Below are 26,266 nucleotides of genomic sequence, written 5' to 3' on the forward strand. Positions count from 1 at the left end.
CCCTTGTGTTCATGGCACCCACACCACGTCGTCGTCCACCGCATACAGCTTGCACACGATGCCACGCCTGGCTTGGCAAAAGCCGAGCGCGCGGCCGGCCGCCCAGTCGCCGGTGGCCCAGCCGTTGTAACCCTCGGGGCCAACCGCGTAGGCACGCGGCTTGTTGCCCGCCAAAAACCTGGCATAGGTGTTGTCACGGCTCGCCTTGCTCACCGGCACCCGCTCCACTTCACCCACTTTGGCAAAGTCGCTGGACTGGGGGATGCTCACAACGCCCGGCCTGCTGAAGCCGTTGCGTGCCAGGAAGGCTTCCACCAGCGGCACCCAATTGTCCATGTCGTGGCTAATGCCGCTGTGGCCGTCGCTTCCCGACGCCGGCATGGCATGCAGCTCGGCCTGTCCGCCACCGTCGATCCAGGCACGGTGCCAGCGTTTGGGGTTGTCGGCGCCCCAATATTTGTCATTGGTCCAATAAAACCACTGCATCGGCACTTTGGCCGTGGCTGCCTTGCTGCGCCACAGGCTTTCCATTGCGCGCGGGTTGCAGGGGTCGCCGGCGCGGTTTTCCGGGTCGCCCCCAGTGCCACCCGCAAAGTTGATGCCGGCAACCAAACCCGGCGGATTGCGCGACACCGTGGCCACGGCCGTCATGCCGCCCACCGACTGGCCCATCACGACCCAGCGTTCCGTATTCACATACGGCAGGGTGCGGGCAAAGTCCAGCGTCTGCAGCACCTGGTCCGACGCCGCCATGGCCACCGGTTCGGGGCGCAGGGTATAGCAGCCGCCCGAGTCTTCAGGGTCAAACTGGCCATAGGTTTCGTGGTATCCCAGCCGCGTCGGGATCATCACCACAAAACCCTTGCTCACGAGGTAGCGCGACAGCTGTTCATACCGTTGGCGACCCAGCGCGCCGCGCTTTTCTTTCACCGGCCGACCATGGTTCATGATCACCAAAGGGAAAGGCCCGTCACCGGCAGGCCGGAAGATGGTCACCGGAATCTTGCCCTCAGCCGGTTTGCCATACAGGTCTTGCGTCTTGACAGCAATGTGCTGCACCTCCTCGCGCAGGTCGGCGGCGCGCACCGGTTCGGCCGGCGCCTGGGCCCAGACCGATGTTGCCAGGACGATGGCTGATGCAAGAATCAGTACGCTGCGCATGGTGATCCCTTCCGCTTAAGCCAGCAACCAGATCGGTTTGCGCTTTTGTAAAAAGGACTGTACGCCCTCGCGGCCTTCCGCACTCACGCGGATATCAGCAATGCCGTCGACCGTCATCTGGATCAGCGACGACGAGATCTCCTGCTGCGCCACGTCTTGCACCAGCCTCTTACAAAGCTTCACGGCCTCAGGACCAGCGTTGACCAGCGCTTTGGCGAGTTCCGCCACCTTGGCATCAAGTTCTGCAGCGGCCACCACTTCATGCACAAAGCCGATGCGCAAGGCCTCTGCCGCGTCAAACCGTTCGGCCGTCAGGAAGTAGCGGTGTGCCGCACGTGCACCCATGGCGCGGATCACGTAGGGGCTGATGGTTGCGGGAATCAGGCCCAGCCTGACCTCGCTGAGGCAATAACCGGCCGTGTCCACCGAGACGGCGATGTCGCAGGCTGCGACCAGGCCGGTGCCGCCGGCATACACGTCACCCTGCACTTTTGCGATCGTCGGTTTCGGGCAGACATAGACCACACGCAGCATCTCGGCCAACGCACCGGCATCGGCGACGTTTTCGTCGCGCGTGTAGTCGGCCATGCGTTTCATCCAGTTCAGGTCGGCGCCGGCGCAAAAGGACGTGCCATTCGCCGCCAGCACGATGCAGCGCACCTCCTCACGTTTGCCGAGCTCGATGAAGACCGCCGTCAGTTCGGCAATCACTTCATCGTTGAAGGCGTTGCGCACTTCAGGGCGGTTCAGCGTGACGGTAGAGACACCGTTGCCAAAGCTCAGTTCAAGATGTTTCATGGCTTGTCTTTCTGTTCAATCGCTTCAGTAGCGCTTGGCGACTTCTTCGAGCATCACTTCGGTTGCGCCGCCGCCAATGGCCAGCACGCGTGCGTCACGCCACAGCCGCTCGATGGCCGTCTCGCGGATGAAGCCCATGCCGCCGTGGAACTGCTGGCAGGTCTGCACCACCTCGTTGACCAGCTCACCGGTCAGCGCTTTAAGCATGGAGACATCCTGCACGATGTCATGGCCCTGGGTCACGCGCCAGGCGCAGTGGTACATGAAGGCGCGTGCGGCACGTGTCTTGGCGTCCAGCATGGCCACGCGCTGGCGGATCACCTGCTGGTCCCACAGGGGGCCACCGAAAGCCTGGCGCTGGCGCACATAGTCAAGCGTGAGCTTGAGCGCCTGCTGGCAGTGGCCAACCGCCATGGCGCCCAGCGCAATGCGCTCGGTCTGAAAGTTCTTCATCACCGAATAAAAGCCCCTGCCCTCCTCACCCAGCAAATTCCAGGCGGGGATGCGCACGTTGTCGAAGATGAGTTCGGCCGTGTCCGACGATAGCCAGCCGGTTTTTTTCAGCGCACGGCCGACGGTAAAACCCGGCGTGCCCTTCTCGACGATGAACATCGAGATGTCACGCTTGCCCGGCCCGGTTTTGGCCGCAACAAAGTACAGGTCGGCGTGCACACCGTTGGTGATGAACATCTTGGTGCCGTTGAGTACCCAGTCGTCGGAGCCTGCCCCGGACCCCGATCCGGGGTCGCGTTTGGCCGTTGTGCGTATGCCCGCCACGTCCGAGCCGGCGCCCGGCTCGGTGATACCAACCGCGGTGATCAGCTCGCCCGCGATCACCTTCTTCAAGTACTTGTCTTTTTGTGCCGCGTTGCCTGCGTGATGCAGATGCGGACTGGCCATGTCGGTGTGGACCAGCACGGTGATGATGAAGCCGGCAAAGGTCGATTGCGACAACGCCTCGGCAAACACCAGATTGGTCATGGCGTCGCTGTCAGCGCCACCGTATTTTTCCTCGTACATCAGGCCGAACAGGCCGGCAGCGCCCATGCGTTTGAGCACTTCGCGCGGCACAAAGCCGGACTCTTCCCAGGCGGCAGCATGCGGCTCCACCTCCTTGGCGATGAAGCGGCCAAGCTGGTCGCGCAGGGATTCGTATTCGGGCGTGTCGTAAATGGAGGCGTTGGACATTTTGCGTACCGGTGGCGTCACATGCGGAAAACGCCGAACTTCGGCTCGGGGATCGGTGCGTTCAGGCTGGCGCGCAGGCCCAGTGCCAACACGCGGCGCGTGTCGGCCGGGTCGATCACGCCGTCGTCCCACAGCCGCGCGCTGGAGTAATAGGGGTGCGACTGGTGCTCGAACTGGTCCAGCATCGGCTGCTTGAAGGCTTTTTCTTCCTCGGCGCTCCAGGTGCCGCCCTTGGCCTCGATGGCGTCGCGCCGCACGCTGGCCAGCACCGACGAGGCCTGCTCGCCGCCCATGACGCAGATGCGCGCGTTTGGCCACATCCACAAAAAGCGCGGGCTGTAGGCGCGGCCACACATGCCGTAGTTGCCGGCGCCGAAGCTGCCGCCGATGATGATGGTGAACTTGGGCACCTGGGCGGTGGCCACGGCCATCACCATCTTGGCGCCGTGGCGCGCAATGCCTTCGGCCTCGTACTTGCGGCCGACCATGAAGCCGGTGATGTTCTGCAAAAACACCAGCGGGATCTTGCGCTGGCAGCAGAGTTCGATGAAGTGCGCGCCCTTTTGCGCTGACTCGCTGAACAAAATGCCGTTGTTGGCGATGATGCCAACCGGCATGCCTTCGATGTGCGCAAAACCCGTCACCAGCGTGGCGCCGAAACGTGCCTTGAACTCGTCGAACTCGCTGCCGTCCACGATGCGGGCGATGACCTCGCGCACGTCGTAGGGCTTGCGCGTGTCGGTGGGCACAATGCCGTAGACCTCTTCCGCTACATATTCAGGAGCTACCGGCGCCCGTCCCCTATGGGCTGGAGCCTCTTTTTTCTTGTAATTTGTATTCAGGTTGCCGACCGCGGCCCGCGCCAGCGCCAGCGCGTGCGCATCGTTTTGCGCCAGGTAGTCGGCCACGCCCGACAGGCGGGTGTGCACGTCGCCGCCACCGAGGTCTTCGGCGGTGACGATCTCGCCGGTGGCGGCCTTGACCAGCGGCGGGCCACCCAGAAAGATCGTGCCCTGCTCCTTGACGATGATGGTTTCGTCGCTCATGGCCGGCACGTAGGCGCCGCCCGCCGTGCAACTGCCCATGACCACCGCTATCTGCGCAATGCCCTGCGCGCTCATGTTGGCCTGGTTGTAGAAGATGCGGCCGAAATGGTCACGGTCGGGAAAAACCTCGTCCTGGTTCGGCAGGTTGGCGCCGCCCGAATCGACCAGGTAAATGCAGGGCAGGCGGTTTTGCTGCGCCACTTCCTGCGCGCGCAAATGTTTCTTCACCGTCATTGGGTAGTAAGTGCCGCCCTTCACCGTCGCGTCGTTGCACACCACCATGCAGTCCACCCCGTTGACTCGGCCGATGCCGGTGATCACGCCGGCACACGGCGCGCTGTCGCTGCCGTCACGGTCGGGGTACATGGCCAGCGCCGCCAGCGGGGCCAGCTCCAGGAAAGGCGTGCCGGGGTCCAGCAGCATCTGCACCCGCTCACGCGGCGGCAGCTTGCCGCGTGCCACGTGTTTGGCTCGGGCGGCCTCACCGCCGCCGGCAGCGGCCTTGGCCACCTGCACCTGCAGGTCGGCCACCAGCGCGCGCATGGCGGCGGCATTTGCCTGAAAGTCGGCCGAGCGGGCGTTGAGTTTGGTTTCCAGAACTGGCATGTATCTCCTCTGTGCGGCTGCGTGTGCGCGTGTGGGCCTGCGGCTGGGCCGAGCCACACCTTAACGCCAAAGCATGCAGCTTAGGCCCAAATACAGCACAACGGTCGCCACACAGGTTGCAAATCGTGCCAGCTCGCGTGAAACTCGACCCATGCCCGCTCCACCCACGCACCAGACCGCCAACCGGCCCCCCGCCGCCACGCCGGTGGCCTTTGCACGGGTGATTGCCGCGGCCTACCCGCTGTACGACCAGAACCCGGCCAACGCGCTCAAGTTGGCACAGATCACGCCAGTCAAGCTGCAGCAACCAGAGGCCCGCATCACGGCCCGCCAGATGGAAGTCCTCTCCGGCACCGCCATGCAAGAGCTGGACGACGAAGCCCTGGGCGCCTTCGGCCGCCGGCTGCCTTGGGGCAGCTACGGCATGCTGGCCAGAGCCTCGCTCAGCGCGCCCGACCTGGGCGTGGCGCTCAAGCGCTGGTGCCGCCACCATGGGCTGCTGGCGGACGACATCCGGCTCCGGCTGGTAAGCACCGGCCAGGATGACAACAAGGTCGCCACCATCACCATCGAGGAGCGCAGCGACCTGGGCCGCCACGGCCAGTCCGCGCGCGCCTTCTGCCTGGTGCATGTGCTGCGCAATATCCACGGCCTGGCCTGCTGGTACATCGACTCGCGCATTCCGCTACAGGGCGCGCGCTTCCCGTTTGCCGCACCGGCGCATGCCGACGCCTATGCGCTGATGTTTCCCGGCCCGCTGCAGTTCGACGCGGCTCAGGCATCCATCCGTTTCGATGCGCGTTACCTCGCCCTGCCGCTGCGGCGTGACGAAAAATCCCTGACCCAGATGCTGCAGCGCGCGCTGCCGCTGACGGTGCTGCAGTACCGGCGTGACCGTCTGCTGGTGCAGCAGGTGCGCCAGGCGCTGGCCGCTTACCCGGAGCAAGCGCATCGGGCCGACGGCATTGCGGCGCTGCTCAACATCTCGGCCCGCACCCTGCACCGGCAACTGAAGGAAGAAGGCGCTTCGCTGCAAGCGCTGAAGGACGAAGTGCGTTTCGAACGCGCCCGGGATTTGCTCAACCGCAGCGACAAGCCGGTCAAGCAGGTGGCCGCGGCGGCAGGTTTCCGGAATGAGAAAAGTTTTATCCGCGCGTTCCGGCAATGGTCAGGCGTGCCGCCGACGGAGTTTCGCGCCCGGCACCACACGTGAGCAGCAAGGCGTTTTAGCTGACCACCAGATTCTCTGCCGCGGCAAGGGCACGCTCCCTCAACACGCGATGAAGAATCTTGCCGGTGGCGGTGCGCGGCATGTCGTGGTCGGCCAAAAAAATCACCGTCTGCGGGCACTTGAAGCTGGCCATTCTTTGCTTGCACCAGGTCCGGAATTCTTCTTCGCTGCCTTGCTGCCCTTCGTGCAGCACAATCACGCCATGCACGGCCTCGCCCCACTTGTCGTGCGGAACACCGATGACCGCCACGTCCTTGACTTTCGGGTTGGCACCCAGAACGCCTTCGACCTCGGAGGGGTAGATGTTCTCGCCGCCACTGATGATCATGTTGCTCTTGCGGTCCACCAGCCAGATGTAGCCATCGGCATCGCGGCGGGCCATGTCGCCCACCGAGCACCAGTCGCCGCGGAAAGCTTCGCCGGTTTTCTCGGGGTTCTTCCAGTATCCGTTGAACACATAAGCTGTGCGTGAAAACAGCTCGCCCACCTCGCCATCGGCGACTTCTCTCCCATCAGGATCTAGCAGCTTGATAGCGCCGCTACCGGCCCACTCGCGGCCCACAGACCCTAGCCGTGCGATCTGCTCATCAGGACGCAAGAGCGTGACCCAACCTGTCTCGGTCGAACCATACAGCTCATAGAGCTTGCCGTTGCGAAAATACGCCAGGATGGCAAGCTTGGTGTCCTTGCGGGCCGGCGCGGAAGATATCATGAGCTTGCCAACACGGCTCACGTCATAACGCGCCTTGACCTCTGGCGGCAGCGCTAAAAGCATGATGTAGTGCGTCGGCACCAGCGAGGTGAATGTCACTTTCTAATGCGCCAGGGTCGCCAGCAAGGCCTCGGCGTCAAAGCTGCGCCTGTCGTCGATGACGCAGGTGGCTCCCAGATGAACGAAGGTCATGCCGAAGTACAGCGAATTGGCGTGGCACATGGGCATGACCAGAAGCGCCGTGTCGTCACGGGTAAAACCCATTTCAAGCGCGGTCGCCAACGCGATCAGCGTGCTGCCGGTGTGTGTGCGGATAGCACCCTTGGGTCGGCCTGTGGTACCAGAGGTATACATCAACGCGCAGGTTTCGTCGGGATGCACCGGCTCAAAACCGGCGTCGGCAGTTGGCTGCTGCGCCAGCTCGTGGTAGTCGGTCCAGCCATCAGGCGCCGCGCTGCCCATATGGATATAGCAGCCGTTAGCAATCGGCAGGTCGGCGCGAATAGCATCGATGCGGTCACGCAAGTCGTGACCAACCATCACGGCACGCGCCTCGCTATGGCCCAGGATGTACGCGATCTCCGTCCCCACCAGCCGAAAATTAATGGGCACTGCGACCAGGCCGGCACGGGCCAGGGCCACATAAATTTCCATCCACTCGATGCAGTTGTAAGCAAGCAGCCCGACGCGGTCGCCCTTGCGCAAGCCCAGGCCGAGCAGGCCAGCGGCCAACGCTATCGCCCGCCGGTCCCATTCGGCAAAACTGAGCTGGCGGCTGGAGTCGCGCACCCCGATCTTGTCCGGGGTGAGCCGGGCGTGAGTGGCGACTGCGTCGGCAATGGTCAGCAGGTGGCTCATGGGGACGGGACTCCTGGTCTGGCAGTGTTTGAGAAATCGAATTATAGAACTCTGAATTCAGAATACAATATTCAATCACATTTTTCAGCAAAGGCGCAACCATGGGCACTTCGTCGATTTCCGATCAATCCGCCGCGGCCCTGATCGCTCGGTTTCTCAAACAGCGCGGCGTGGACCGGGTGTTCGGCCTGTGCGGCGGCCACATCATGCCGATCTGGATGAGGCTGGACGCCGAAGGCATTCGCATCATCGACGTCCGGGACGAACGGGCAGCCGTCTATATGGCCCATGCCCATGCCGAGCTCACCGGCGGGCTGGGTGTGGCCCTGGTCACGGCCGGGCCGGGCGTCACCAACGCCATGACCGGCATTGCCAATGCCCATGTCGCGCGTGCACCGGTGCTGGTTATGTCCGGAGTGCCACCGCAGCTTCAGGAAAACCGCGGCGCCCTGCAGGACATGGTGCATACCGACCTGGTGCGGTCGCTCACCCGTTACGCGCGCACCGTGCGCCAGCCCGAGCTGGTGTTGCAGGAGCTTGACGAGGCGGTGTCCTGTGCCTTCGGCCAGGGCGGCGAGCCGGGCCCGGTGTATCTGGACTTTCCGGTGGACACCCTGCGCGCCGAAGTGCCGCTGGTACTGCAGTTGCCCGAACATCTGGCACCCAAGCCCCGGCCCCAGATCGCGCCCGACCCGGCCACAGTACTGGCGGCGGTTGAGCTGTTGTGGTCGGCCCGCAGACCACTTTTTATCTCTGGCCGTGGCGCACGCGGTGCCGGCCCGGCACTGGCACAACTGCTCAGCCGGCTCAACGCTGCCTACCTCGACACCGGCGAAAGCCGCGGCCTAGTGCCGGACGACCATGCTTCGGTGGTGGCGGCCATGCGCGGCTCGGTCATGGGCGAGGCCGACCTGATCATCACCCTGGGCCGGCGGCTGGATTTTCAACTCGCGTACGGATCGCCGGCAGTGTTCGGCGAGGCGAAGTTTCTTCGGATCGCGGACTGTGCGCCCGAGCTGCGCGACAACCGCCGGGGCAGCGTCGAGATGCTGGCCACGCCCGCGCTGGCGCTGGAGGCGATCCTGCAGGCAGCCGGCAGCCGCACCGGGGCCGCCGATGGCGAATGGGTGCGCACGCTGCGCAGCAAACATTGCGAGCGTGCCGAAAAACTGGTGACATCGATGCGCAACGCACCGGCCGGCAGCGACGGGTTGATGCACCCGAACCGGCTGGTGTCGGCCCTCCGCGAAGCGCTGCCCTCCGATGCGGTGGTGGTGGCCGATGGCGGGGACTTCCTCAGCTTCGCGCGTGTGGGTCTGCCCGCCAGCACCTATCTCGACCCCGGCTCGCTGGGCTGCATTGGCGTCGGCACACCTTTCGGCGTGGCAGCCAGCCTGGCTTTTCCGGACCGCATGGTGGTGGTCGCCACCGGGGACGGCGCCTTTGGCTTCAACGCCATGGAACTGGACACCGCCGTGCGGCACAAGGCGCCGCTGCTGGTGGTGGTTGCCAACAACGGCTCATGGGCGATCGAGGTGCGCGATCAGCAGGAAACCCATGGCAAGGTGGTGGGCACGCGGCTGCAGTTCGCCGACCACGCCGCCATGGCGCGCGCCTTTGGCATGTATGCCGAGCGTGTGGAGAAAGCCGAAGACCTTCCCGAGGCGATAAGCCGTGCCATGGCCAACCGGCCGGCCTTGCTGGATGTGCTGGTCACGCCGGAAGCGGCCTCGTCCGATGCCAAGTCCGGCCTGGCCTGGGTACCGGACCTGCAGCCGCTGGCGGCCTGGGACACGGCTGAACGCCACTGGCGCCAGGGCGGAAAATAGTCATCCGCTACCATCACCGACATGAAAATTCTGGAATTACAACCCAAGCTGGTGGAACAGGTCCACGACGCGATCCTGTCCGAAATCAGTGGGGGAAGGCTGCCGCCCGGTGCGCGAATCATCCAGGAGCAGATCGCACAGGAGCTGGGCGTTTCCCGCCAGCCGGTGCAACAAGCCCTGTTGCTGCTGCGCAATCAGGGCGTGTTGCGCGACGCGCCCGGACGCGGCCTGATCGTGGCCCCGCTGGACCCTGACTACGTGCGCAATATGTACGACATGCGGGCGGTCATGGAGGGCCTGGCTTGCCGCAAGGCCGCCGAGATCAATGCGGCGAAAGCCAAAGCCGATGGACCGGCGCTGATTCGCCAGGGCCGCGAAGCCGTTGCCAAGGGATCGGTCAGCGCCATGATTGCTGCCGACATGGCGTTTCACGACTTCATCTACACCTTGTCCGAAAATCCCATGATCGCGCCTGCCATGGAAGCACACTGGACCTACACCCAGCGCGTGATGGGCGAAGTGCTGATGCGCGACGAAAAACCGCGCGACATCTGGGACCAGCATGAAGGCCTGATGAAAGCCATCGCATCGGGCAAAGCCGACAAGGCCGAAGAACTGGCGCGCCAGCACATCCAGAAAGCCGCGGACTTCATGGTGGCCCGCCTGCAGGCCAACGCGCCGAAAGACGGGGCGGCAACGCGCGATCAATGAGGGCGTTCAGCCGATGCCCTTGATCACCTGTTCTCGAACACGGCCCTGTGGCGCTCCCGCAGCTCGCGCTTCAACAACTTGCCGCTCGGGTTTTTCGGCAGCGCATCTGTAAACACCACTGCCTTGGGCGCCTTGAAGCTGGCAATGTGTTCGGCACAGTGCGCCAGCACCTGCTGCTCGGTCAGCGTCTGGCCGTCCTTGACAACAATCACCGCCACCACGGCCTCGACCCATTTGGGGTGCGACACACCGACCACCGCCACCTCGGACACCGCGCCCAGGCGGTAAATCATTTCTTCGACTTCGCGGCTGGCCACGTTTTCGCCGCCGGTCTTGATCATGTCCTTCTTGCGGTCCACCACGGTGATGAAGCCTTCCTCGTCGAGGATGGCCAAGTCGCCCGAGTGGAACCAGCCGCCCTGAAATGCTGCTTTGGTTTTTTCTTCGTCGCGGAAGTAGCCCAGCATCAAATGCGGCGAGCGGTGCACGATCTCGCCGACTTCGCCGGGTGCCACATCGTTCATGTTGTCGTCCACCACCCGTGTTTCGACATTGAGTACAGCGCGCCCACAAGAGCCGGGCTTGCGCAACTGGTCATCGGGGCCGAGCATGGTGGCCAGCGGCGCGATCTCGGTCTGGCCGTAGAGATTCCAGAAACCGACGTCGGGCAGCCGCCGGGCCAGTTCACGCAGCACCTCCACCGGCATGATGGACGCGCCGTAATAACCCTTGCGCAGCAAAGACAGATCGGTGCCGTCGAACAATGGTGAGCGCAGCAGCGCAATCCACACCGTGGGCGGCGCAAAAAACGAATTGATGCGGTGCTGCGCCATCAGCGGCAGCAGATTGTCAGGCGTGGGCTTGGCGGTGATGATGCTGGTGGCCCCCACGTAGACGGCCGGGCCGAAAAATACATCAAGCTGCGCGCAGTGGTACAGCGGCAGCGCATGCAGCATCACGTCACCATGGGCAATGCTGGCGTCAACCGCGCAACTCGCGTACTGCGAGATCACCGCGTCGTGCGTCAGCATCGCGCCTTTGGGCATGGACTCGGTACCGCTGGTGTAAACAATCTGCGCCAGGTCCGTGCTGCCCAGCGCCACCTCGGGCGGTGCGCCTGCGCTGCGCGCCAGTTCATCGAAGGAAGTCATGCCGACCACGGGCTGCGTGGCGTCTTCAGACGGCAGCCAGACAAACTGCGCCACCTGGGTGTCCAGCGCCGCAGCGCTGCGGGCCAGATCGGCCAGGCCGGAGTCGGTGGCCAGCATTTGGGCCTCGGCGTGGCGCAAGATAAACGCCACCTCCTCGGCCTTCAGCATGAAGTTGATCGGCACCAGCACTGCGCCCAGCCGCGCCAGCGCAAAACGCAAGGCCGCAAAACCGTGCGAGTTGCGCGCCAGCACCGCCACCCGGCTCGCATGGCCCACACCCATGCCAGACAGGCCAGCCGCCACACGGTCCACCACTGCATCAAACTCGGCAAAAGTCCAGCGCGTGTTGCCGCAGATCAGCCCGGTTTGGGTCGGCAAGCGTTTGGCGGTGCGGTGCAGCAGGTCGGCAATCGTCTGCCGGCGGATGGCGGGGTTCATGGCTGTCTCCTGTTTTTTGTCGAGACGCTAGTATCCGTCGAGTAAGTCTTTTCTGCAGCGGCCTGAGCTTGCGAACAAAGCGCATGACGCCCCGCGCTAAGTCCACTAGACTCCCGGAACCAAAAACAAAGGAGACAGTACCATGCGCCACCTCGCCATCAAACCCCGCTTCCATCCTTTTCTCTCCGCCGCCTTGGGCCTTGCGGTTTTATTCAGCGCCGCCACCGGCGCGCTGGCCCAGACCAAACCCAAGGTCACCGACGCCGGCGACAAACCGACCTCGGCCATTTACATCGGCAACAGCTTTTTTTATTACAACAACAGCTTGCACAACCACGTGGGCCAGTTGATCGCTGCCGGTCAGCCCGGCTTCCGGCACCGCGCCAGCTCGGCCACCATCAGCGGCTCGGGCATGAACTGGCACGACGTGGAAAGTTATTTCCGCCCCAATGCCGTCGGCTCGTATTCCTTTGGCGCCAACAACACCGTCAGCTTCAACAAACTGGACCGCCTGTTCGACCTTGCGATCATGATGGACTGCAGCCAGTGCCCGCTGCACCCCCAGTTAAAGCCGCTGTTCCATGAGTTTGCGAAAAAGCATTCCGACACCGTGCGCAAACACGGCGCCAAGCCGGTGTTTTTCATGTCCTGGGCCTACAAGGACGTGCCATCCATGACCGCCGAATTGGCCGAGGCCTATACCCAGGCCGGCAATGACAACAACGCACTGGTGATTCCGGCGGGCCTGGCCTTCGGCAAGTCGATCGCCAAAATGCCTGCACTGGATTTGTACGTCGCCGACCTGCGCCACCCCAGCGTGGCCGGCAGCTACCTGGCCGCCTGCGTGACGTATGCGACGCTGCTCAAGGCCTCACCGGTGGACCTGAAGTACACGGCAGGACTGGACCCGGCGATTGCGAAACATCTGCAGACGGTGGCTTGGGAGACGGTGCAGGAGTATTTCAAGCCTTAAGTTAACGCTGTCGCGCAGCGACAGCGTTGTGGCTCGCCAGAAATTCCGACTCGATCTAATCGAACCCGGGGATTGCAGAGCATTTGTCGACGAGGGATGCTGTCAAGACGAGGCGGTCATCCCTAGCGCTTCATACCATGAGCGCACTTGCATATATGCATCCTGTTGAATTTGCTCTGGCGTCATCCCGTCCATCACGCTGGATTCCAGCAAAAACCGCTTAACAGTTTGCGGCCCGTAGCCATTGAAGTCCGCAAACTTGCCTCCAATGCGGCGATAGCCCTCTGCAGCAACGGGATCAATCAACAGCCCGCGGCAAGCTGCAGCAAGTTCTAACGCACCACCTTCAAACTGCTTAATCGAGTAGTAGACGTCATACGCATCTTTCGCCTTGTCTCGGCCAGTCAGTGCGTATCCCTTCATCACCAAAAAAGCTGGAATGCTTGCTACGCGGAGTTCTACAGAGTTGTATCTGCCATCGGGCATATTTCCTGCGAGTTTTTGGCGTACAAAGTTTTCCATGGCAACACCAGCCCCATCTGCTTTCAATACCGCGAAATCTGCAAGTAACGGAGGTCTATTCTTCGTTATCTTTGATTCTCTTGGCATCAACAGATCAACGACGACCACAATTGGCGCTCCGTCATCTACAGTGACTGTGCGACGCATCTGAAACACACGCATATCTGCCTGCCCGCGTTGATACCCAGCGCGTTCTAGCAGTTCCACCAAACTTGCATAGTCACCATCCCCTAGGGCGTTGGCATCGAGACTCAGATCAACGTCTATAGTGCCAATATGTTGCGGATCCGCTTGTGGATACAAAAGCCAAGGGACCGAGCCGCCGATAACAACAAATCTATCGGTGTAGGCACCTAGCACCTGCCCAATTTCAATCAGTACCGCATATACGGCCTGAGTCATGCGGTCGTCGTACTTATTAGCGTTGGTCATATTCCCGGCGCACTTCGGAAAGCAACTTGGGTGCTATTTTTTCATCGTAAAGAAACGACGCGGCTTCTTTGGCTCTGTCACCCATACCCGAGAGATCCAAATATGTTTGTATTAAGCTCGTGCCTCGCAATGGCTCGGGTAGAAGAGAAATACTGTCCAACGAAATCAAGTCGTCCTCGGGCTCATAGATTGCAATGTTTGCTCCGTGCTCAGAAGGCTCCATTTGCAAAGTCTCTTTTATGAGCTCCACCCCTTTTTTATCCGCATAGAAAAATTCTCCTGTCACGCGAGCATAGGGTGCTACGCGTCTTGCAACTGAATGTGCGGCAAGCAGCACAGTTGCATATGGAGTTTTTAAAGCCTTAGAAAAAAGTATTTGTAAATGCGCGTCTAGGGATTTCCCAGACAGCAAGGAGTAACCGGACACAGCGAGTTTGGGCGAGCGACCTGGCGAGTCTTTCCAAGCTTCCAAAATAGCTGCCGGCTGACTAATTCGGAGTCCTTCTTGGGTCGCACTGGCCCATTCTCTGTCCAACAAGGCTTCACGAATTTTGCTAATTTGCCCTGCGCTCACTCGTGTTCGACTAACGAGATCCGTACCTTTCCATGGCCCTGGTTCAGAAAGAAGAAGCCGGAGCACACGACCAGCTTTGGGGCTAAAAAGAGATCTCTGCTTCCGTTTTGTTGAGAATGGATTTAAGTCAGTTTTTGCTATCTCAAGATGGATGCCATCAAAGCTGATTAAGCAGTTTCCCGCCATGTCAAACCACCCTTGATTCTCTTTTCTAAGTATCTCGCGTGATTCTGGCGAAATAAATGGCGCCATGACAATGCCGTAACTCGGCTCCCCACGATGCGTAGCCCAATCTCGAAGACGGAAAGATGCATCACGAATAAAGCGTGGCTCTCCCGACGACTTTGCCTCGATTTGAATGTGGCGAATTCCTGAGGCGGTATGCACAGATAGGAGCGCGTCTGGTCCAGAGCGATTTAAAAGTAGCTCTCCATGAACGTCTACCTCTTCAACCGCTGGCAGGCGCTCCAACGCCTTCATCAAGTCGAAAATGCCTTGCTGCGGATCAAATTCAAAAGGATTCACATTGAGTGCTTTCACCAACTGGTGAAAGATGCATTAATTAGCTAAGGTCTTCGATTTTACGCAGGTTTCATCGTTTGGTGAAACTTAAAAAGTTTATTTGTGAGTGCCCACTTACAAAAATTCACGGAAGGCTTGATGCAGGGCCCGGGCCCTCACTCAAAAAACCGAAGCCCGAGCTATTTCTTGACCGAACAGGTCCCAATCGGGTGCACCTCAATCACCCAGCCTATGTGTTCACCCAGCGTGGCGGCGGGATGCAGTGAGGCGATGCGTATCGCCTCTTCCTTGCTGGGCGCTTCGATGACAAAAAAGCCGCCCACCATCTCCTTGGCTTGGGCATAAGGTCCGTCGGTCACGACGGGTTTGCCGCCGCGCGGGCGCATGCCGAAGGTGGCTTTCGGCCCTTGGAGCGAGCCGTTCCAGACCAAGGCACCGGTTTTGCTGCAGTGCCGCATCTTTGGCCGGCAACTGTTCGACCAGCGCCTGCATGTCGGCGGGCGCCATGGCGTCCATTTTTTCGGGGTCGTAATAAGCGAGGCAGAGGTATTGCATGGCGGTTTTCCTTAAGCGTTTGAAGGGTCAGGACATGACTTTTGAAGCAGTCACAACTGCACGACGAATGCGGCACACCCATTTCGACATTCGCAGTGTTTGAATTTGACTGCCAAGCCGGGTCATCATGCAGCGGAAAGGTCCGGCCCAGAAGATTCAACCAAAATGAACCATGAACAAAACCCCGACCTGGCTGGAAGCAGCCCGCGCCCACTGGAACTGGCGCGGCCAGTCGCGCCCCGCTTTTGCTGTGGAACCCGGTCCCGGTCAGGTGTCGGTGTGGGACTTTCCGCGGCCGCCGCGCGTCGCGGCTGACCCTCGCGAGGTGGTGATTGCGTGGGGTGACGTCGAGGTGGCGCGCAGCAGCCAGTGCGTGCTGGTGCTGGAAACCGCACACCCGCCCAGCTTTTACATTCCATGGGCCGACGTGAAGCGTGGCCTGCTGGTGCGGGCCAGTGGAGGCTCGTTTTGCGAATGGAAGGGCCCGGCCAGCTACTGGTCGCTGGTGCAGGGCGGCAGGTCGCTTGAAAGCGTGGCCTGGAGCTACGCCCAACCGCTGGAAGGTGCCGAAGCGCTGGCAGACTGTGTGGCCTTTTACCCCGTGGCCTTGCGATGCACGGTGGGCGGTGCGCCGGTGCAGGCGCAGCCCGGTGGTTTTTACGGCGGCTGGATTACGCCCGAACTGGTTGGCCCTTTCAAGGGCGAGGCGGGCACACAAGGCTGGTGACGCTGCCGGGCCTGGGCCATTGAGCCCCGCCGCATGCGAAAAAAAGGCTTCCACCCGGGAAGCCTTTTCTATTTAGTAGCGAAACGTCGCTTTCAGCCAGCCACATCCTCAGTCACTTTTTCAGTCACACCAATGCGGTCCAGCGCTTCCGCCAGATTGGCGACGGTCTTGTCGACGTTGTGCCACTTTTCCAGGCCGAACAGGCCGATGCGGAAGGTCATGAAGTCTGCACCCTCGTCGCACTGCAGCGGCACGCCGGCGGCGGTTTGCAGGCCTTCGGCCAGAAATTTCTTGCTGGACTGGATCTCGGGGTCGGTGGTGTAGCTGACCACAACGCCGGGGGCCTTGAAGCCTTCGGCCGCCACGCTGGGCAGGCCGCGGGATTCGAACAGCTTGCGGACCTTGCTGCCCAGGGCGATCTGCTCGTCGCGGACTTTGGCAAAACCGTAGGCCTGGGTTTCCTTCATGGCGGCGCGCAGGCGCGTGAGGGCGTCGGTGGGCAGGGTGGCGTGGTAGGCGTGGCCGCCTTTTTCGTAGGTCTCCATGATCTGCATCCACTTTTTCAGGTCGCAGGCAAAGCTGGAGCTGGTGGTGCCGTCTATGGCGGCTCGGGCGCGCTCGCTGAGCATGACCATGGCGCAGCAGGGTGAGCTGCTCCAGCCTTTTTGCGGGGCCGAGATCAGCACATCGACGCCGGTGGCTTTCATGTCGACCCACATGGCGCCGGAGGCGATGCAGTCGAGCACGAACAAACCGCCGACGGCGTGCACGGCGTCGGCCACGGCCTTGAGGTAGTTGTCGGGCAGCATCATGCCGGCGGCGGTTTCCACGTGCGGGGCAAACACGACGGCGGGTTTTTCTTTGGCAATCGCGGCCTGCACCTCTGCAATCGGAGCCGGCACCCACGGGGCTTGCGCGCCCTTGGCGGTCTGGCGCGCCTTCAGTACGGTGGACGAGGCGGGGATGTTGCCCATGTCGAAGATCTGTGTCCAGCGGTAGCTGAACCAGCCGTTGCGGATGACCATGACGTGTTTGCCGTGGGCAAACTGGCGGGCGACGGCTTCCATGCCGTAGGTGCCGCTGCCGGGCACCAGCACGGCGGATGGGGCGTTGTAGACCTCCTTCAGGATGCTGGAAATGTCGGTCATCACGCCCTGGAAGCTTTTGGACATGTGGTTGAGCGCGCGGTCGGTGTAGACCACCGAGAATTCAAGCAGGCCGTCAGGGTCAACGTTGGGCAGCAATCCGGGCATGGGGTGTTCTCTCTTTGCTAGTTCTGGCTGTTACGGGCTTGTTTCAAAAGCGGTACTGGCAGCTTAGCACCGTTCGACTTCCGGCATGGCGGCGCGGGCTTAAGGCCTAGCCAGGCTGCAGTGATGCGTCATTCCGCCGGAGGCTCCAGACAGGACGCCGACTGTGCAGTTTGCACCGCCTTTGCCATGCTTCTTGCGCGGCATGCATCGCCGCGTGATAGGCTCCTGTCATGAAAACCGGTAGCACTTTTATCGTATCTTTTGGCCTGGCAAGTCTGTCTTTTTTCCTGAACGCCGGGGCCCAGCCCAGCGAAACGGCCGCGACGGTTGGTGCCGAGGCCGCCAGCGTCGAGGCGCTGGTCAGTGCTGCGCGCGCTGCCGCCCAGACCGACCGCAATCGGGAATCGGCCGATCTGTTTGCCCGGGCAATCGAGCTGGCACCGCAACGGCGCGCCGAATGGCTTCAGGAATATGCCGACCAGCTGGTTTATTCAGGCCGCTCGGCGCAAGCCGTGCCCTTGTACCGCGAAGCCTTGACGCTGCCGCGCACTCGCGACCAGCAAATGCGCTTACTGAAGGGCCTGGGCACGGCGCTGTTGTGGGCGGGCAGGCCCAGCCAGGCCCGGACGGTGTTGCAGACCTATCTGCAGGAGAAACCGGGCGATCAGGACGCCAGGCGCCTCTTGGGGCGCGCACTGAGCTGGGGCGGCCGCCAGCGTGAAGCCATCGCGCACCTGGAGCAGTTGCTGCGCGATCACCCTGACGACCAGGAAGCCCGCGTGCAGCTCGCGCAGGCGCAGGCCTGGACGGGCCGGTCCGACCAGGCGGAGGAAGCCCTCGCAGGCGTAACCCAGCCGCGGGACGATGCACGCCGGCTGCGCGAAGACCTCGCGCTGGCCCAGGCGCCACGCACCATGCTTGACACCCAGCGTTCCAGCCAGTCCGACAATCTGGACATTGTTGCTCTGCGCTTGAGCCACTCGCTCAGCTTTGACAGCGGACGTGGCACAGCAGGGGCCCGGCTGGAGCGCTTTGACTACGAGAAGGAAGACGGCAGCGATTCGGCCCAGGTGACACGGCCCATGCTGTATGGGCGCTACCGCTTAAACGATGCCTTTGAGCTGAACATCGAGGCGGGGCGCGACCGGATCGAGCCGCGAAGCGGACCTGCACGTCAGCCAGCGGTGTACGCTAGCTGGCTCACCTGGCGACCCAGCGACCTGTTTCGCTTTGACCTCAGCACCAGCCAGAACACCTTCGACAACCTGCGCTCGCTGCGTCTCGGACTGACGCTCCGCCAGGACGGGCTGTCCATGGACTTCACGCCTTCGGAGCGCGAACGCTACACGGCCAGAATCGATCGCGCGAGCTACAGCGACGGCAATCATCGCGATGGTGGTCAACTTGAGGCCGAGTACCGCTGGCTCAATCAGCCGGAAGCCTGGGTCGGACTCAAGCACACGCGTTTTTCGTTTGAGCGGCAACTGGACAACGGGTACTTCAACCCGCTCGCCTTCAACTCCACCCAGCTGACGCTGCGTACCTTGTGGCGCCCTGACGGATACGACGGGCGCTGGGACTTGGGAGCGTATGCCGCAATCGGACGCGAAAACGCGCAGCCCGATGGCAGCAAGCCCATCTATGACCTGAGCCTGCGTGCCGGCCTGCGCATTGACGCTCGCACGCGGCTGGAGGCCCGCGCGCAGCGCTTCAGTTCACGCACATCGTCCAGCGGTTTTGCGCGCAGTACCGTCGGCCTGGCGCTTGAACGCAAGTGGTAGTGCCGTCCCCCGTGCTCGGAGAGCCGCTGCTCCTGATCGGCTTGTCCAGCAGCCTGGCCGCCGACGTGATTTCACCTCTCACCGCTGCGGGCTACAAGGTGCAGCTTGGCACTCTGGCGCACCTGTCGCGTGGTCGCTGGCAGTTGGTCATCAGTGCGCCGTCCATCCCAGGCCTGGGCAGCATGGAGTTGCTGGCCGCGCTGCGGGAAGGTCAGCACCCGTCTCCGGGTCTGTTGCTGGTGGGTCCTGCTGGACAGCTGCCGCCTTTGGGAGACGGCCCAGGGGCGGCCTGTATAGCCTGGCCTTTCGAGCCACATGAGCTGGTCGGACGGGTGCAGGCGCTGCTCCGCGAAGTACAAAACCCGGCCCCGCCTGCGCCACTGCCAGAACTGCTTGCCGTCTCGCGTTTGCCTGTGCTTGACGAAGCCGCATTTCTTGACGAACTCATGAGCGAGCGAGATGAGCTGCGCGCAGGCCGCGCGCCGGGTGACAGTTTTGTGGTGGCGCTGCGCTTGAATGAACTTGACCAGTTCCGGCAGCGGCTCGGCACGTCTTCCGAAGCGGCCCTTTGGCAGCAGGTGGCCGAGCTCACAGGCCTTGACGCCATGGCCGACGAAAAACTGGCGCGAGGCGGCCAAGGTGACTTTCTCATGCTGCTGCCAGGTACTTCACGGCGGCAGGCGGCATTCCGGCTGGAGGCGCTGAGCAGCCGCCTTGCCAACTTCCCCCTGCAACTCGGTGGCCAGGCCGCCCGGCTTTCGCCGGTGCTCGGCTATTGCGGCTTACGGCGCAGCCCCAGCGCAACGGACGGGCTGGCGAGGGCGCGAGACGCGGCTCGGCAGTCCGCCCTGCATCTAGACCTTCATCCCGTGCTGTGGCAAGGACCCAAAGCCCGGCCAGCCCGGCAAGCCGGACCGGTGAAGATATGGTGGTCGCGCATCTACACGGCGCAAGCTCTCTTTTTTCAATACGCCATCACCATGCTGCTGGGGCTCGGGCTTCCGTTTCTGGTGTACTGGGGCTTGGGCAGCAACGGCTACGACATCAGCACGGGCGTGTATATTTTCGTGGTGGTCGCATTGACACTGACGTCCTTGTCCATCTGGGCAGAAGGCTTGCTGGCCCTCAGGCGCGAAGATCCGCCACCAGAACCGGCCTCACCCTATCCGTCTGCATCGGCGATCATTGCAGCCTACCTGCCGAACGAAGCGCCCATCATCGAAGCCACGGTGGCGGCTTTCCTGCGAGTTCAATATCCGGCGCCACTGCAAATCATCCTCGCCTACAACACCCCGCGCGACATGCCGGACATTGAGGAGCGGCTACGCGAGATGGCACGCGAGGACCCACGCTTTGTACCCATGCGCGTGCAAACCAGCACGTCAAAGGCACAAAACGTCAACGCCGCGCTGCCGTACGTCACCGGTGAGTTCACCGCTGTTTTTGATGCGGACCACCAGCCGGACCCCGAGAGCTTTCGCCGCGGCTGGCGCTGGCTCTCGCACGGAGCTGACGTGGTGCAGGGCCATTGCTTCATACGCAACGGGGCCGCCTCCTGGGTCGCAAAGATGGTAGCCATCGAGTTTGAGCAGATCTATGCCGTCAGCCACCCGGGGCGGGCGCGGCTGCACGGGTTTGGCATTTTTGGTGGCAGCAATGGATACTGGCGTACCGACCTGTTGCGCGAGTTGCGCATGCACGGTTTCATGCTGACAGAAGACATCGATTCTTCCATGCGGGCGGTGGTACGGGGCCGACGGATTGTTTCTGACCCTTATCTCGTCTCGCGTGAGCTGGCCCCTGAAACCTTGTCGGCACTGACCAAGCAGCGCCTGCGCTGGGCGCAGGGCTGGCTGCAAATATCGCTGAAGTGGGTGATTCCGGCCTTGCGGGCGCGCAATCTCACTGTGCGGCAGAAACTGGGCATGCTGCAGTTGCTGGCCTGGCGCGAGGTGTATCCCTGGGTGTCTATGCAAATCCTGCCGCTTATTGCCTGGTGGGCAGTGCAGGCCGGGTCCCTGGCGCGCATTGACTGGCTGGTGCCTCTGTTTGTTGTTACCACCCTGTTCACCCTGAGCACGGGGCCCGGGCAGATACTGTTCACCTACAAGCTGGCTGATCCGCAGCTCAAAAAACACCCTTCGTGGTTCTGGTTCTACACCATGGCGTCCACACTTTTTTATGCTGGTCTGAAAAACGCCTGGAACCGGATTGCCCACTACAAGGAGTGGCGCGGAGAAACCGCGTGGGTGGTGACGCCCCGCGTCAAGGCCAAAAAATAGCGGGAGGTTCAGCTGCGGTGCCGGCGGGGCAGGCGGTTGACACGCGCAGCCAGATCGGCTGGATCAAACGGTTTGGCGACATAGTCGTTTGCCCCTGCGGCCAGCGCCCGGCTGACGGAAGGCTCGTCACCCTTGGCAGTGAGCATCATCACGGGTACGCCCTTCCAGCGCCGAGCACCCCGCAGGATATCGAGCAGCTGCAAGCCGTCCACGCCAGGCAGCATGATGTCGAGCAGCACTACGTCGGTGACTGGCCCGTCCAGAATGGCCGCTACGCCCTGAATCCCGTCGCACGCTTCAAGCACGCGCCAGCCCTGCTGCTCCAGAATGAATCCCAGCAGATAGCGAATGCCAGGGTCGTCCTCTACCACCAGCGCAACCGGCTTCTTCCCCTGCGCCTGCTCTTCGTCTTCCAGGTCCATGGCCGGGACGGTGTCCGGCGAGACCAGAAGAGACGAAACACGGTCGCATAGATGCTGCGGTTCAAAAGGTTTGGCAATAACGTCTACGGCGCCCAAGGCCCGAAAGTCCGCAATCCGCCGAGCGCTCGTGTGGGCTGTCAAAAACACGGCGGGTACATGTTTTAGCGCAGGTTGGCCACGCAGGGCCAGCAGCGTCTGCGGCCCGTCCATGCCGGGCATGGACCCGTCCAGCACCAACAGCGAGGGCGAGAATGCCGCCGTACGGTCAACAGCCTCCCGGCCGGAGCCCAGCGCCAGCACCTCGTGGCCGCCCAACTGCTCCAGCGCAAATTGTGCGACAAGACGAATGTCTTCCTCGTCGTCCACAATCACAATGCGATGCCTGCTCACGGTACGGCAGGCAGCACGACGTGAAAGCAGGTGCGGCCCGGCTCGGAGCTGTATCCGATGGAGCCACCCATCTGCTCGATCATCTGCTTGGCAATTGACAGCCCCAACCCGGAGCCGCCCTTGGGCCGGCTGGTGTTCATGTCGGCTTGGGCAAAGCGCCGGAAGAAGCGCGCGCGGAAGGCTTCTGGAATGCCGGCGCCATGGTCGGTGACCTGAAGCCGGACGCCCGAGCCTTCGCGGGATGCTTCAAGCAGGATGCGGCTGCCCTGGGGCGCAAACTTGAGGGCGTTGGAAACGAGATTGGCCAGCACCTGGTCCAGGCGCTGCGCATCGGCCTTGAGCTGCAGGGCGTCATGGGGCTCAATGGTCAGCTCAACGCCGGCGGTCCGTACCATAGTTTCGTAGGCCTGCGCTGCCCGCCCCAGCGCAGCTGACGCGTCAAGCGACTCGATGTTGAACTCTATCCGTCCCGAGGCAATTTTTTCCAGGTCAAGAATGTCGTCGACGATGACGCGCAGGCGCTCGGAGTTGCGGGCCGCCAGCGCGACCAGGCGCGTGGCGGGTTCGGGCAAGACGCCTGCTGCGCCGCCCTCAAGCAGCTTGACGGCGCCGTGGATGGATATCAGCGGGGTGCGCAGCTCATGGCTCACCACCGACACAAACTCGTTTTTCATGCGCTCGATTTCCTTGCGCTGCGTGATGTCCTGCACCACGGACAGAATGACCGGTCGCCCGAAGCTGGACACCAGCTGCCAGCGCGCCTCCATCGGGCAGGTGTCGCCGGTGATGCGCTTTCGCACGCCTTCAAACACCACGTAGGGCGCGCCCTCCCTCAGCTTGCGGACATGGTTGTCAAACCGCATGCGGTAGGGGTCGTGCGTCACATCCATGGGGGTCATGGTGCGCAGCTGCTCCAGCGTGTAGCCCAGGCTTCTGACAGCGCTGCCATTGGCGTAAAGGTAGCGCAGGGTGTCGGGGTCGGTGACCAGGACTTCTTCGGACACCGTGTCGTCAGCGCGCCAAACCATTGCAGCAGGCGGCTCTGGCGCGCGGCTTCAAGCACGGCCATCAACACGTCTGCCAGCTGGGCAAGCGATTTCTTCTGGTGCTCGTCCAGCGCCTTGGGCTCGGAATCCAGCACACACAGCATGCCGGTAGGGTTGCCCTTGTCGCTGTTGAGCGGGCTGCCGGTGTAGAAGCGAATGTTGGCGTTGGCCAGCATCGGGTTGCCGACAAAACGCTCGTCAAGCTCGGTGTCGGGCACCTCGAACACGCCCGGCTCAAGGATGGCGTGTCCGCAAATGCTTTCAGCACGTGAGGTTTCGCCCGGCGCGCTGCCGTATTCAGCCTTGAACCACTGCCTGTCGCTGTCAATCAGCGTGACCGCCGCATAACGCGAGCCGCAAATGGCGGCGGCCAGCTCGGCGATTTCATTGAAGATCTTTTCGGCCGGCGTATCGAGCACGCCGCCGTCGTGAAGATCGGCCAGCCTCTCGGCTTCGTTGGGTGGCAGGGTGGGGGCAATCATGGGTTGTGCAGGTTGGCGGTGATCTTACCCGGCCCGCGTGATCCGTACCGAGCGAACAGCATTTTTGGCAACAAGTGAAGCAGCGCTTTATTCCTACAAAACGCGACATGTCGCGGGCGTAGGTTGACTCAACCACAACTTAAGGAGTACGACATGCCCAACCCGAACAACAAGACCAAGATGACTGGCGACACACATTTGCCTGACATGGAATCAGAGCTACCGCTAGAAGATGGCAGCACTGGCGCTGTGGGCGCCGACGGTACGCCCAGCGGCCGGGCCAGCCAGGACAGTGGCCAAAACCAGCCGGGCCGGGGGCAAGCAAAAAGCCGGCATTGCACAGGAAGGAGACGAAGGGTGGAAGGGCAGGCAAGGCCAGGGAGGTTCTGGCGCCAGCTCTGGCGCGGGCTCCGACCGCAGCAGCTAATTAACCAAGCTGGAAGTGACGGACGAGGTGCGGCAACTGCGCGAGGGCGTGCTGCTGTCGGAGCTGCATCTGGACAACAACTTCACAGGCTGGGAACACGCCGCGCTGATCGAGTGGCCCGCCGACAAGCAAGCCCCGCAGCGCAGCCTGCTGATACAGGCGCAGGCGCCGTTGGACTAATTTGTGCTGTATTGCCCGCAGGACTACGACTACTTCTGCGCGGAGCCGGTGAGCCAGTGCACCGACTGGCTGAACCTGCTGCCCCAGCACCGCCAGGCGGCGCTGGGCGGCAGCACACTGACCCCCGTTGAACCCCTGGAAGCCGCCTTCAGCCTGACGCCCCGCTGCGTGTGACACGGGGGTGCGCGGTCTGACCCGCCGCACAGTTCGAAGCTTGATCAGCCCAGAAGGCGGGCCAGGTCTTTCATGTCGGTGAAAATGTCCGCGACACCCACCGCCCGCAACGCCGCCGGCGCATCATGCCCAGCCTCTGCCGGGCTGTAGCCAAACACCGTGGCACCAGCTGCCACGCCAGACATGACGCCGGTCACGGTGTCTTCCACCACCGCACAGCGCTTCGGATCAACACTCAGAGCCGCGGCGGCCGCCAGGTAAACATCGGGGGCGGGTTTGGAGCGCGGCAGCTCATGGCCGCTGAAGATGCGGTCCTTGAAGTACGGCATGAGGCCGCATTTTTCGAGTTGCAGCTCGACCTTGAAGCGGTCAGCGCCCGAAGCGCAGGCGATGCGGCCCTGGTACAGCGTATGGATTTGCGCCACCGCTTCAAGCGCACCGCGAATGGGCAGCAGGCCTTCGGCCAGCCCTTCGTTGCGCCGGCCACGAAACTCGTGCAGCCACTCATCGGTCAGGGGGCGGCCGGTTTTTTCCTCAATCAGGGCGGCCTCGTCTTTGACGGCCTTGCCAATGAACAGGCGCATGCATTCGGCGCTGCTGAGCTTCCAGCCGGCTTCTTCCAGCATGTCGCGCAGCACGCCATTGGTAATCGGCTCGCTGTCCACCAGCACACCATCACAGTCAAACAACACCGCGTCAAACTTCAACAAGGACATTTTTTACTACCAATTTAATAGCTGCTAGCGCGATCCCGGCAAGGGCCAGAGGCCGATTTGTCACTCCATCACAGCTGGTCGCCGCCTACATAGTACCAACGACCATCTTCGCGCAGAAAGCGGCTGCGCTCGTGCAGACGCAGCGCCGGGCTGCCCGGAGTTTTCTGGCGGGCGACAAATTCAACTTCGGCGTGTGTGGCATCCAGCACGCGGTGTTGCCGCACCTCCAGACCCAGCCATTTCACGCCGGGGTCAAACTCAATGGCCGCTGGGCGCTGGCTGGTGTGCCAGGTGGCCAGCAGGTAGTCGGCCCGCTGCAGCACAAAGGCGGTGTAGCGTGAGCGCATCAGCGACGCGGCATCGGGTGCCGGTGTGCTTTCGAAGTCGTTGATGAAACGCCCGCAGCAAACGCCCAGCGCCAGCGGCTTGTTCGCTGCGCCGGTTCGGCCGCAGGGGCAAGGCGCCGAAGCGGGTGGGAAGGGCAGCGGCATCAGCCGCTGGCCCTGGCCGCCTTGCGCTCTTCCTGCGTTTCGGTCGGTGCGCCCTGCTTGAGCCATTCGGCATAGCCGCCGTCGATGTGGGCGACATTGCGCATGCCCATGTCCTGCAGCGTTTTGGCGGCCAGTGCGCTGCGCCAGCCGGCGCCGCAGAAGAGGATGAACTCTTTGCCCTCGTCGGCAAACAGCGGCTTGTGGTACGGCGAGGCCGGGTCCACCCAGAACTCCAGCATGCCGCGCGGCGCGTGGAAGGCGCCGACCACGGTGCCGGCGCTCAGCTCGCGCACGTCGCGGATGTCGACGATCTGCACCTGCGGGTCGTTCATCCTGGCCCTGGCCTCTGCAACGCTGTAGGTGGTGACCTGCGCCATCGCCTCGTCAACGAGGGCGCGAAATCCTTTGGTGATGGGCATTTTTACTGACTCCTGCTGAGGTGGTTTGCGCGCCTAGATTACGGGTCACGCCCGCAATGACAGGACAGTTTAAGCCCCTCCCCGTCAAGCGGGGGCCGCCCCCGGCAAGGGGGAGGAGGCTACACGCAGTGAGCCTCAACGGGGGTGGGCCTGGTTTTCCCGGGCTTGA

25 protein-coding genes and 1 pseudogene are annotated in these 26,266 nt (G+C 62.6%); 9 read left to right on the forward strand and 17 right to left on the reverse strand.

Features of this window, described 5'->3' with window-relative positions; all coding sequences use genetic code 11:
- Nucleotides 1–9 precede the first annotated feature (9 nt).
- The 4 genes from IEX16_RS11990 to IEX16_RS12005 are packed head-to-tail and all read right to left on the reverse strand — an operon-like array spanning nt 10 to nt 4,799.
- Nucleotides 10–1,161, reverse strand: a complete 1,152-nt coding sequence (locus tag IEX16_RS11990; RefSeq protein WP_188708728.1) for a dienelactone hydrolase family protein — start codon at nt 1,159–1,161, stop codon at nt 10–12.
- A gap of 15 nt (nt 1,162–1,176) precedes the next feature.
- Nucleotides 1,177–1,959: an enoyl-CoA hydratase/isomerase family protein gene (locus IEX16_RS11995; protein ID WP_188708729.1), complete on the reverse strand. Its 783-nt coding sequence runs from the start codon at nt 1,957–1,959 to the stop codon at nt 1,177–1,179.
- Between the two features lie 24 nt (nt 1,960–1,983).
- The gene (locus IEX16_RS12000) at nt 1,984–3,147 is read right to left on the reverse strand and encodes an acyl-CoA dehydrogenase family protein (RefSeq protein ID WP_188708730.1); all 1,164 of its coding nucleotides are present in this window, start codon (nt 3,145–3,147) and stop codon (nt 1,984–1,986) included.
- 17 nt (nt 3,148–3,164) lie between these two features.
- Nucleotides 3,165–4,799, reverse strand: a complete 1,635-nt coding sequence (locus IEX16_RS12005; RefSeq protein WP_188708731.1) for a carboxyl transferase domain-containing protein — start codon at nt 4,797–4,799, stop codon at nt 3,165–3,167.
- Between the two features lie 151 nt (nt 4,800–4,950).
- Here IEX16_RS12005 and IEX16_RS12010 point away from each other — a divergent pair, with 151 nt between their 5' ends.
- A complete protein-coding gene (locus tag IEX16_RS12010; protein WP_188708732.1) occupies nt 4,951–6,012 on the forward strand; it encodes an AraC family transcriptional regulator in 1,062 nt (353 codons plus the stop codon).
- A gap of 13 nt (nt 6,013–6,025) precedes the next feature.
- Here the strand turns inward: IEX16_RS12010 and IEX16_RS20015 are convergent, their stop codons facing one another.
- Together IEX16_RS20015 and IEX16_RS12015 are read right to left on the reverse strand one after the other, a co-directional pair.
- Nucleotides 6,026–6,412 (reverse strand): class I adenylate-forming enzyme family protein, encoded by a 387-nt coding sequence (locus IEX16_RS20015; RefSeq protein ID WP_373288336.1) that lies wholly within the window; start codon nt 6,410–6,412, stop codon nt 6,026–6,028.
- A 69-nt stretch (nt 6,413–6,481) separates the two neighbouring features.
- Nucleotides 6,482–7,600, reverse strand: a pseudogene (locus IEX16_RS12015) (class I adenylate-forming enzyme family protein); the annotation flags it as partial.
- A gap of 101 nt (nt 7,601–7,701) precedes the next feature.
- On the opposite strand from IEX16_RS12015, the gene IEX16_RS12020 reads away from it, so the two are divergent.
- Together IEX16_RS12020 and IEX16_RS12025 are read left to right on the forward strand one after the other, a co-directional pair.
- A complete protein-coding gene (locus IEX16_RS12020; protein WP_188708733.1) occupies nt 7,702–9,429 on the forward strand; it encodes a 2-hydroxyacyl-CoA lyase in 1,728 nt (575 codons plus the stop codon).
- A gap of 21 nt (nt 9,430–9,450) precedes the next feature.
- On the forward strand, nt 9,451–10,140 hold the full coding sequence (locus IEX16_RS12025) for a GntR family transcriptional regulator (protein ID WP_188708734.1): 690 nt from the start codon (nt 9,451–9,453) through the stop codon (nt 10,138–10,140).
- Nucleotides 10,141–10,163: 23 nt separating this feature from the next.
- On the opposite strand, the gene IEX16_RS12030 is transcribed toward IEX16_RS12025, so the two are convergent.
- Nucleotides 10,164–11,729: an acyl-CoA synthetase gene (locus IEX16_RS12030; protein ID WP_188708735.1), complete on the reverse strand. Its 1,566-nt coding sequence runs from the start codon at nt 11,727–11,729 to the stop codon at nt 10,164–10,166.
- A gap of 142 nt (nt 11,730–11,871) precedes the next feature.
- Here IEX16_RS12030 and IEX16_RS12035 point away from each other — a divergent pair, with 142 nt between their 5' ends.
- Entirely contained in the window at nt 11,872–12,702 is an 831-nt protein-coding gene (locus IEX16_RS12035; RefSeq protein WP_188708736.1) for a hypothetical protein, read from the forward strand.
- 102 nt (nt 12,703–12,804) lie between these two features.
- Here the strand turns inward: IEX16_RS12035 and IEX16_RS12040 are convergent, their stop codons facing one another.
- The 3 genes from IEX16_RS12040 to IEX16_RS12050 all read right to left on the reverse strand — a co-directional run bounded on the left by IEX16_RS12040 (nt 12,805) and on the right by IEX16_RS12050 (nt 15,210).
- Entirely contained in the window at nt 12,805–13,656 is an 852-nt protein-coding gene (locus IEX16_RS12040; RefSeq protein ID WP_188708737.1) for a nucleotidyl transferase AbiEii/AbiGii toxin family protein, read from the reverse strand.
- Nucleotides 13,643–14,770: a hypothetical protein gene (locus IEX16_RS12045; RefSeq protein ID WP_188708738.1), complete on the reverse strand. Its 1,128-nt coding sequence runs from the start codon at nt 14,768–14,770 to the stop codon at nt 13,643–13,645. The genes IEX16_RS12040 and IEX16_RS12045 overlap by 14 nt, the downstream gene beginning before the upstream one ends.
- Before the next feature lie 161 nt (nt 14,771–14,931).
- Nucleotides 14,932–15,210: a YciI family protein gene (locus IEX16_RS12050; protein ID WP_308421344.1), complete on the reverse strand. Its 279-nt coding sequence runs from the start codon at nt 15,208–15,210 to the stop codon at nt 14,932–14,934.
- 269 nt (nt 15,211–15,479) lie between these two features.
- Between IEX16_RS12050 and IEX16_RS12055 the strand changes: the two genes are divergently transcribed.
- On the forward strand, nt 15,480–16,034 hold the full coding sequence (locus IEX16_RS12055; RefSeq protein ID WP_188708739.1) for a DUF427 domain-containing protein: 555 nt from the start codon (nt 15,480–15,482) through the stop codon (nt 16,032–16,034).
- Between the two features lie 92 nt (nt 16,035–16,126).
- Here IEX16_RS12055 and IEX16_RS12060 read toward each other — a convergent pair whose 3' ends face one another.
- Nucleotides 16,127–17,287 carry an aminotransferase class V-fold PLP-dependent enzyme gene (locus IEX16_RS12060; protein WP_188708740.1) on the reverse strand — a complete coding sequence of 387 codons (1,161 nt, stop codon included), beginning with the start codon at nt 17,285–17,287 and terminating at the stop codon, nt 16,127–16,129.
- Nucleotides 17,288–17,517: 230 nt separating this feature from the next.
- Here IEX16_RS12060 and IEX16_RS12065 point away from each other — a divergent pair, with 230 nt between their 5' ends.
- Nucleotides 17,518–19,068 (forward strand): tetratricopeptide repeat protein, encoded by a 1,551-nt coding sequence (locus tag IEX16_RS12065; protein ID WP_188708741.1) that lies wholly within the window; start codon nt 17,518–17,520, stop codon nt 19,066–19,068.
- The gene (locus tag IEX16_RS12070) at nt 19,062–21,350 is read left to right on the forward strand and encodes a glycosyltransferase (RefSeq protein WP_188708742.1); all 2,289 of its coding nucleotides are present in this window, start codon (nt 19,062–19,064) and stop codon (nt 21,348–21,350) included. The genes IEX16_RS12065 and IEX16_RS12070 overlap by 7 nt, the downstream gene beginning before the upstream one ends.
- A gap of 8 nt (nt 21,351–21,358) precedes the next feature.
- On the opposite strand, the gene IEX16_RS20020 is transcribed toward IEX16_RS12070, so the two are convergent.
- Genes IEX16_RS20020 through IEX16_RS12090 form a run of 3 tightly spaced genes read right to left on the reverse strand, consistent with a single transcriptional unit; the run spans nt 21,359 to nt 23,690 of the window.
- Nucleotides 21,359–22,162 (reverse strand): response regulator transcription factor, encoded by an 804-nt coding sequence (locus IEX16_RS20020; protein ID WP_229676316.1) that lies wholly within the window; start codon nt 22,160–22,162, stop codon nt 21,359–21,361.
- On the reverse strand, nt 22,159–23,166 hold the full coding sequence (locus IEX16_RS12085; RefSeq protein WP_188708743.1) for a PAS domain-containing sensor histidine kinase: 1,008 nt from the start codon (nt 23,164–23,166) through the stop codon (nt 22,159–22,161). Before IEX16_RS12085 ends, IEX16_RS20020 begins: the two co-directional genes overlap by 4 nt.
- Complete coding sequence (locus tag IEX16_RS12090) at nt 23,058–23,690, reverse strand: GAF domain-containing protein (protein WP_188708744.1); 633 nt, start codon at nt 23,688–23,690, stop codon at nt 23,058–23,060. The genes IEX16_RS12085 and IEX16_RS12090 overlap by 109 nt, the downstream gene beginning before the upstream one ends.
- 442 nt (nt 23,691–24,132) lie before the next feature.
- On the opposite strand from IEX16_RS12090, the gene IEX16_RS12095 reads away from it, so the two are divergent.
- Complete coding sequence (locus IEX16_RS12095; protein WP_188708745.1) at nt 24,133–24,297, forward strand: hypothetical protein; 165 nt, start codon at nt 24,133–24,135, stop codon at nt 24,295–24,297.
- A gap of 3 nt (nt 24,298–24,300) precedes the next feature.
- Nucleotides 24,301–24,471, forward strand: a complete 171-nt coding sequence (locus tag IEX16_RS12100; RefSeq protein ID WP_188708746.1) for a hypothetical protein — start codon at nt 24,301–24,303, stop codon at nt 24,469–24,471.
- Nucleotides 24,472–24,515: 44 nt separating this feature from the next.
- Here the strand turns inward: IEX16_RS12100 and IEX16_RS12105 are convergent, their stop codons facing one another.
- The 3 genes from IEX16_RS12105 to IEX16_RS12115 all read right to left on the reverse strand — a co-directional run bounded on the left by IEX16_RS12105 (nt 24,516) and on the right by IEX16_RS12115 (nt 26,097).
- Nucleotides 24,516–25,187, reverse strand: a complete 672-nt coding sequence (locus IEX16_RS12105; RefSeq protein ID WP_188708747.1) for an HAD family hydrolase — start codon at nt 25,185–25,187, stop codon at nt 24,516–24,518.
- A gap of 68 nt (nt 25,188–25,255) precedes the next feature.
- Nucleotides 25,256–25,678 (reverse strand): YchJ family protein, encoded by a 423-nt coding sequence (locus tag IEX16_RS12110; RefSeq protein ID WP_188708748.1) that lies wholly within the window; start codon nt 25,676–25,678, stop codon nt 25,256–25,258.
- Nucleotides 25,678–26,097 (reverse strand): rhodanese-like domain-containing protein, encoded by a 420-nt coding sequence (locus IEX16_RS12115; protein WP_188708749.1) that lies wholly within the window; start codon nt 26,095–26,097, stop codon nt 25,678–25,680. The genes IEX16_RS12110 and IEX16_RS12115 overlap by 1 nt, the downstream gene beginning before the upstream one ends.
- Nucleotides 26,098–26,266 lie beyond the last annotated feature (169 nt).

Source organism: Polaromonas eurypsychrophila (assembly GCF_014641715.1).
Lineage (GTDB): Bacteria > Pseudomonadota > Gammaproteobacteria > Burkholderiales > Burkholderiaceae_C > Polaromonas > Polaromonas eurypsychrophila.

What these genes read in the sequence shown, in the direction of transcription:
- IEX16_RS12055 (WP_188708739.1), top strand. Translation starts at nt 15,480, where the DNA reads ATGAACAAAACCCCGACCTGGCTGGAAGCAGCCCGCGCCCACTGGAAC.
- IEX16_RS20015 (WP_373288336.1), bottom strand. Translation starts at nt 6,412, where the DNA reads ATGGCCCGCCGCGATGCCGATGGCTACATCTGGCTGGTGGACCGCAAG.
- IEX16_RS11990 (WP_188708728.1), bottom strand. Translation starts at nt 1,161, where the DNA reads ATGCGCAGCGTACTGATTCTTGCATCAGCCATCGTCCTGGCAACATCG.
- IEX16_RS12060 (WP_188708740.1), bottom strand. Translation starts at nt 17,287, where the DNA reads ATGCCCGGATTGCTGCCCAACGTTGACCCTGACGGCCTGCTTGAATTC.
- IEX16_RS12035 (WP_188708736.1), top strand. Translation starts at nt 11,872, where the DNA reads ATGCGCCACCTCGCCATCAAACCCCGCTTCCATCCTTTTCTCTCCGCC.
- IEX16_RS12020 (WP_188708733.1), top strand. Translation starts at nt 7,702, where the DNA reads ATGGGCACTTCGTCGATTTCCGATCAATCCGCCGCGGCCCTGATCGCT.
- IEX16_RS12030 (WP_188708735.1), bottom strand. Translation starts at nt 11,729, where the DNA reads ATGAACCCCGCCATCCGCCGGCAGACGATTGCCGACCTGCTGCACCGC.
- IEX16_RS12000 (WP_188708730.1), bottom strand. Translation starts at nt 3,147, where the DNA reads ATGTCCAACGCCTCCATTTACGACACGCCCGAATACGAATCCCTGCGC.
- IEX16_RS12105 (WP_188708747.1), bottom strand. Translation starts at nt 25,187, where the DNA reads ATGTCCTTGTTGAAGTTTGACGCGGTGTTGTTTGACTGTGATGGTGTG.
- IEX16_RS12005 (WP_188708731.1), bottom strand. Translation starts at nt 4,799, where the DNA reads ATGCCAGTTCTGGAAACCAAACTCAACGCCCGCTCGGCCGACTTTCAG.
- IEX16_RS11995 (WP_188708729.1), bottom strand. Translation starts at nt 1,959, where the DNA reads ATGAAACATCTTGAACTGAGCTTTGGCAACGGTGTCTCTACCGTCACG.
- IEX16_RS12065 (WP_188708741.1), top strand. Translation starts at nt 17,518, where the DNA reads ATGAAAACCGGTAGCACTTTTATCGTATCTTTTGGCCTGGCAAGTCTG.
- IEX16_RS12110 (WP_188708748.1), bottom strand. Translation starts at nt 25,678, where the DNA reads ATGCCGCTGCCCTTCCCACCCGCTTCGGCGCCTTGCCCCTGCGGCCGA.
- IEX16_RS12050 (WP_308421344.1), bottom strand. Translation starts at nt 15,210, where the DNA reads ATGCGGCACTGCAGCAAAACCGGTGCCTTGGTCTGGAACGGCTCGCTC.
- IEX16_RS12010 (WP_188708732.1), top strand. Translation starts at nt 4,951, where the DNA reads ATGCCCGCTCCACCCACGCACCAGACCGCCAACCGGCCCCCCGCCGCC.
- IEX16_RS12025 (WP_188708734.1), top strand. Translation starts at nt 9,451, where the DNA reads ATGAAAATTCTGGAATTACAACCCAAGCTGGTGGAACAGGTCCACGAC.
- IEX16_RS12115 (WP_188708749.1), bottom strand. Translation starts at nt 26,097, where the DNA reads ATGCCCATCACCAAAGGATTTCGCGCCCTCGTTGACGAGGCGATGGCG.
- IEX16_RS12090 (WP_188708744.1), bottom strand. Translation starts at nt 23,690, where the DNA reads ATGATTGCCCCCACCCTGCCACCCAACGAAGCCGAGAGGCTGGCCGAT.
- IEX16_RS12040 (WP_188708737.1), bottom strand. Translation starts at nt 13,656, where the DNA reads ATGACCAACGCTAATAAGTACGACGACCGCATGACTCAGGCCGTATAT.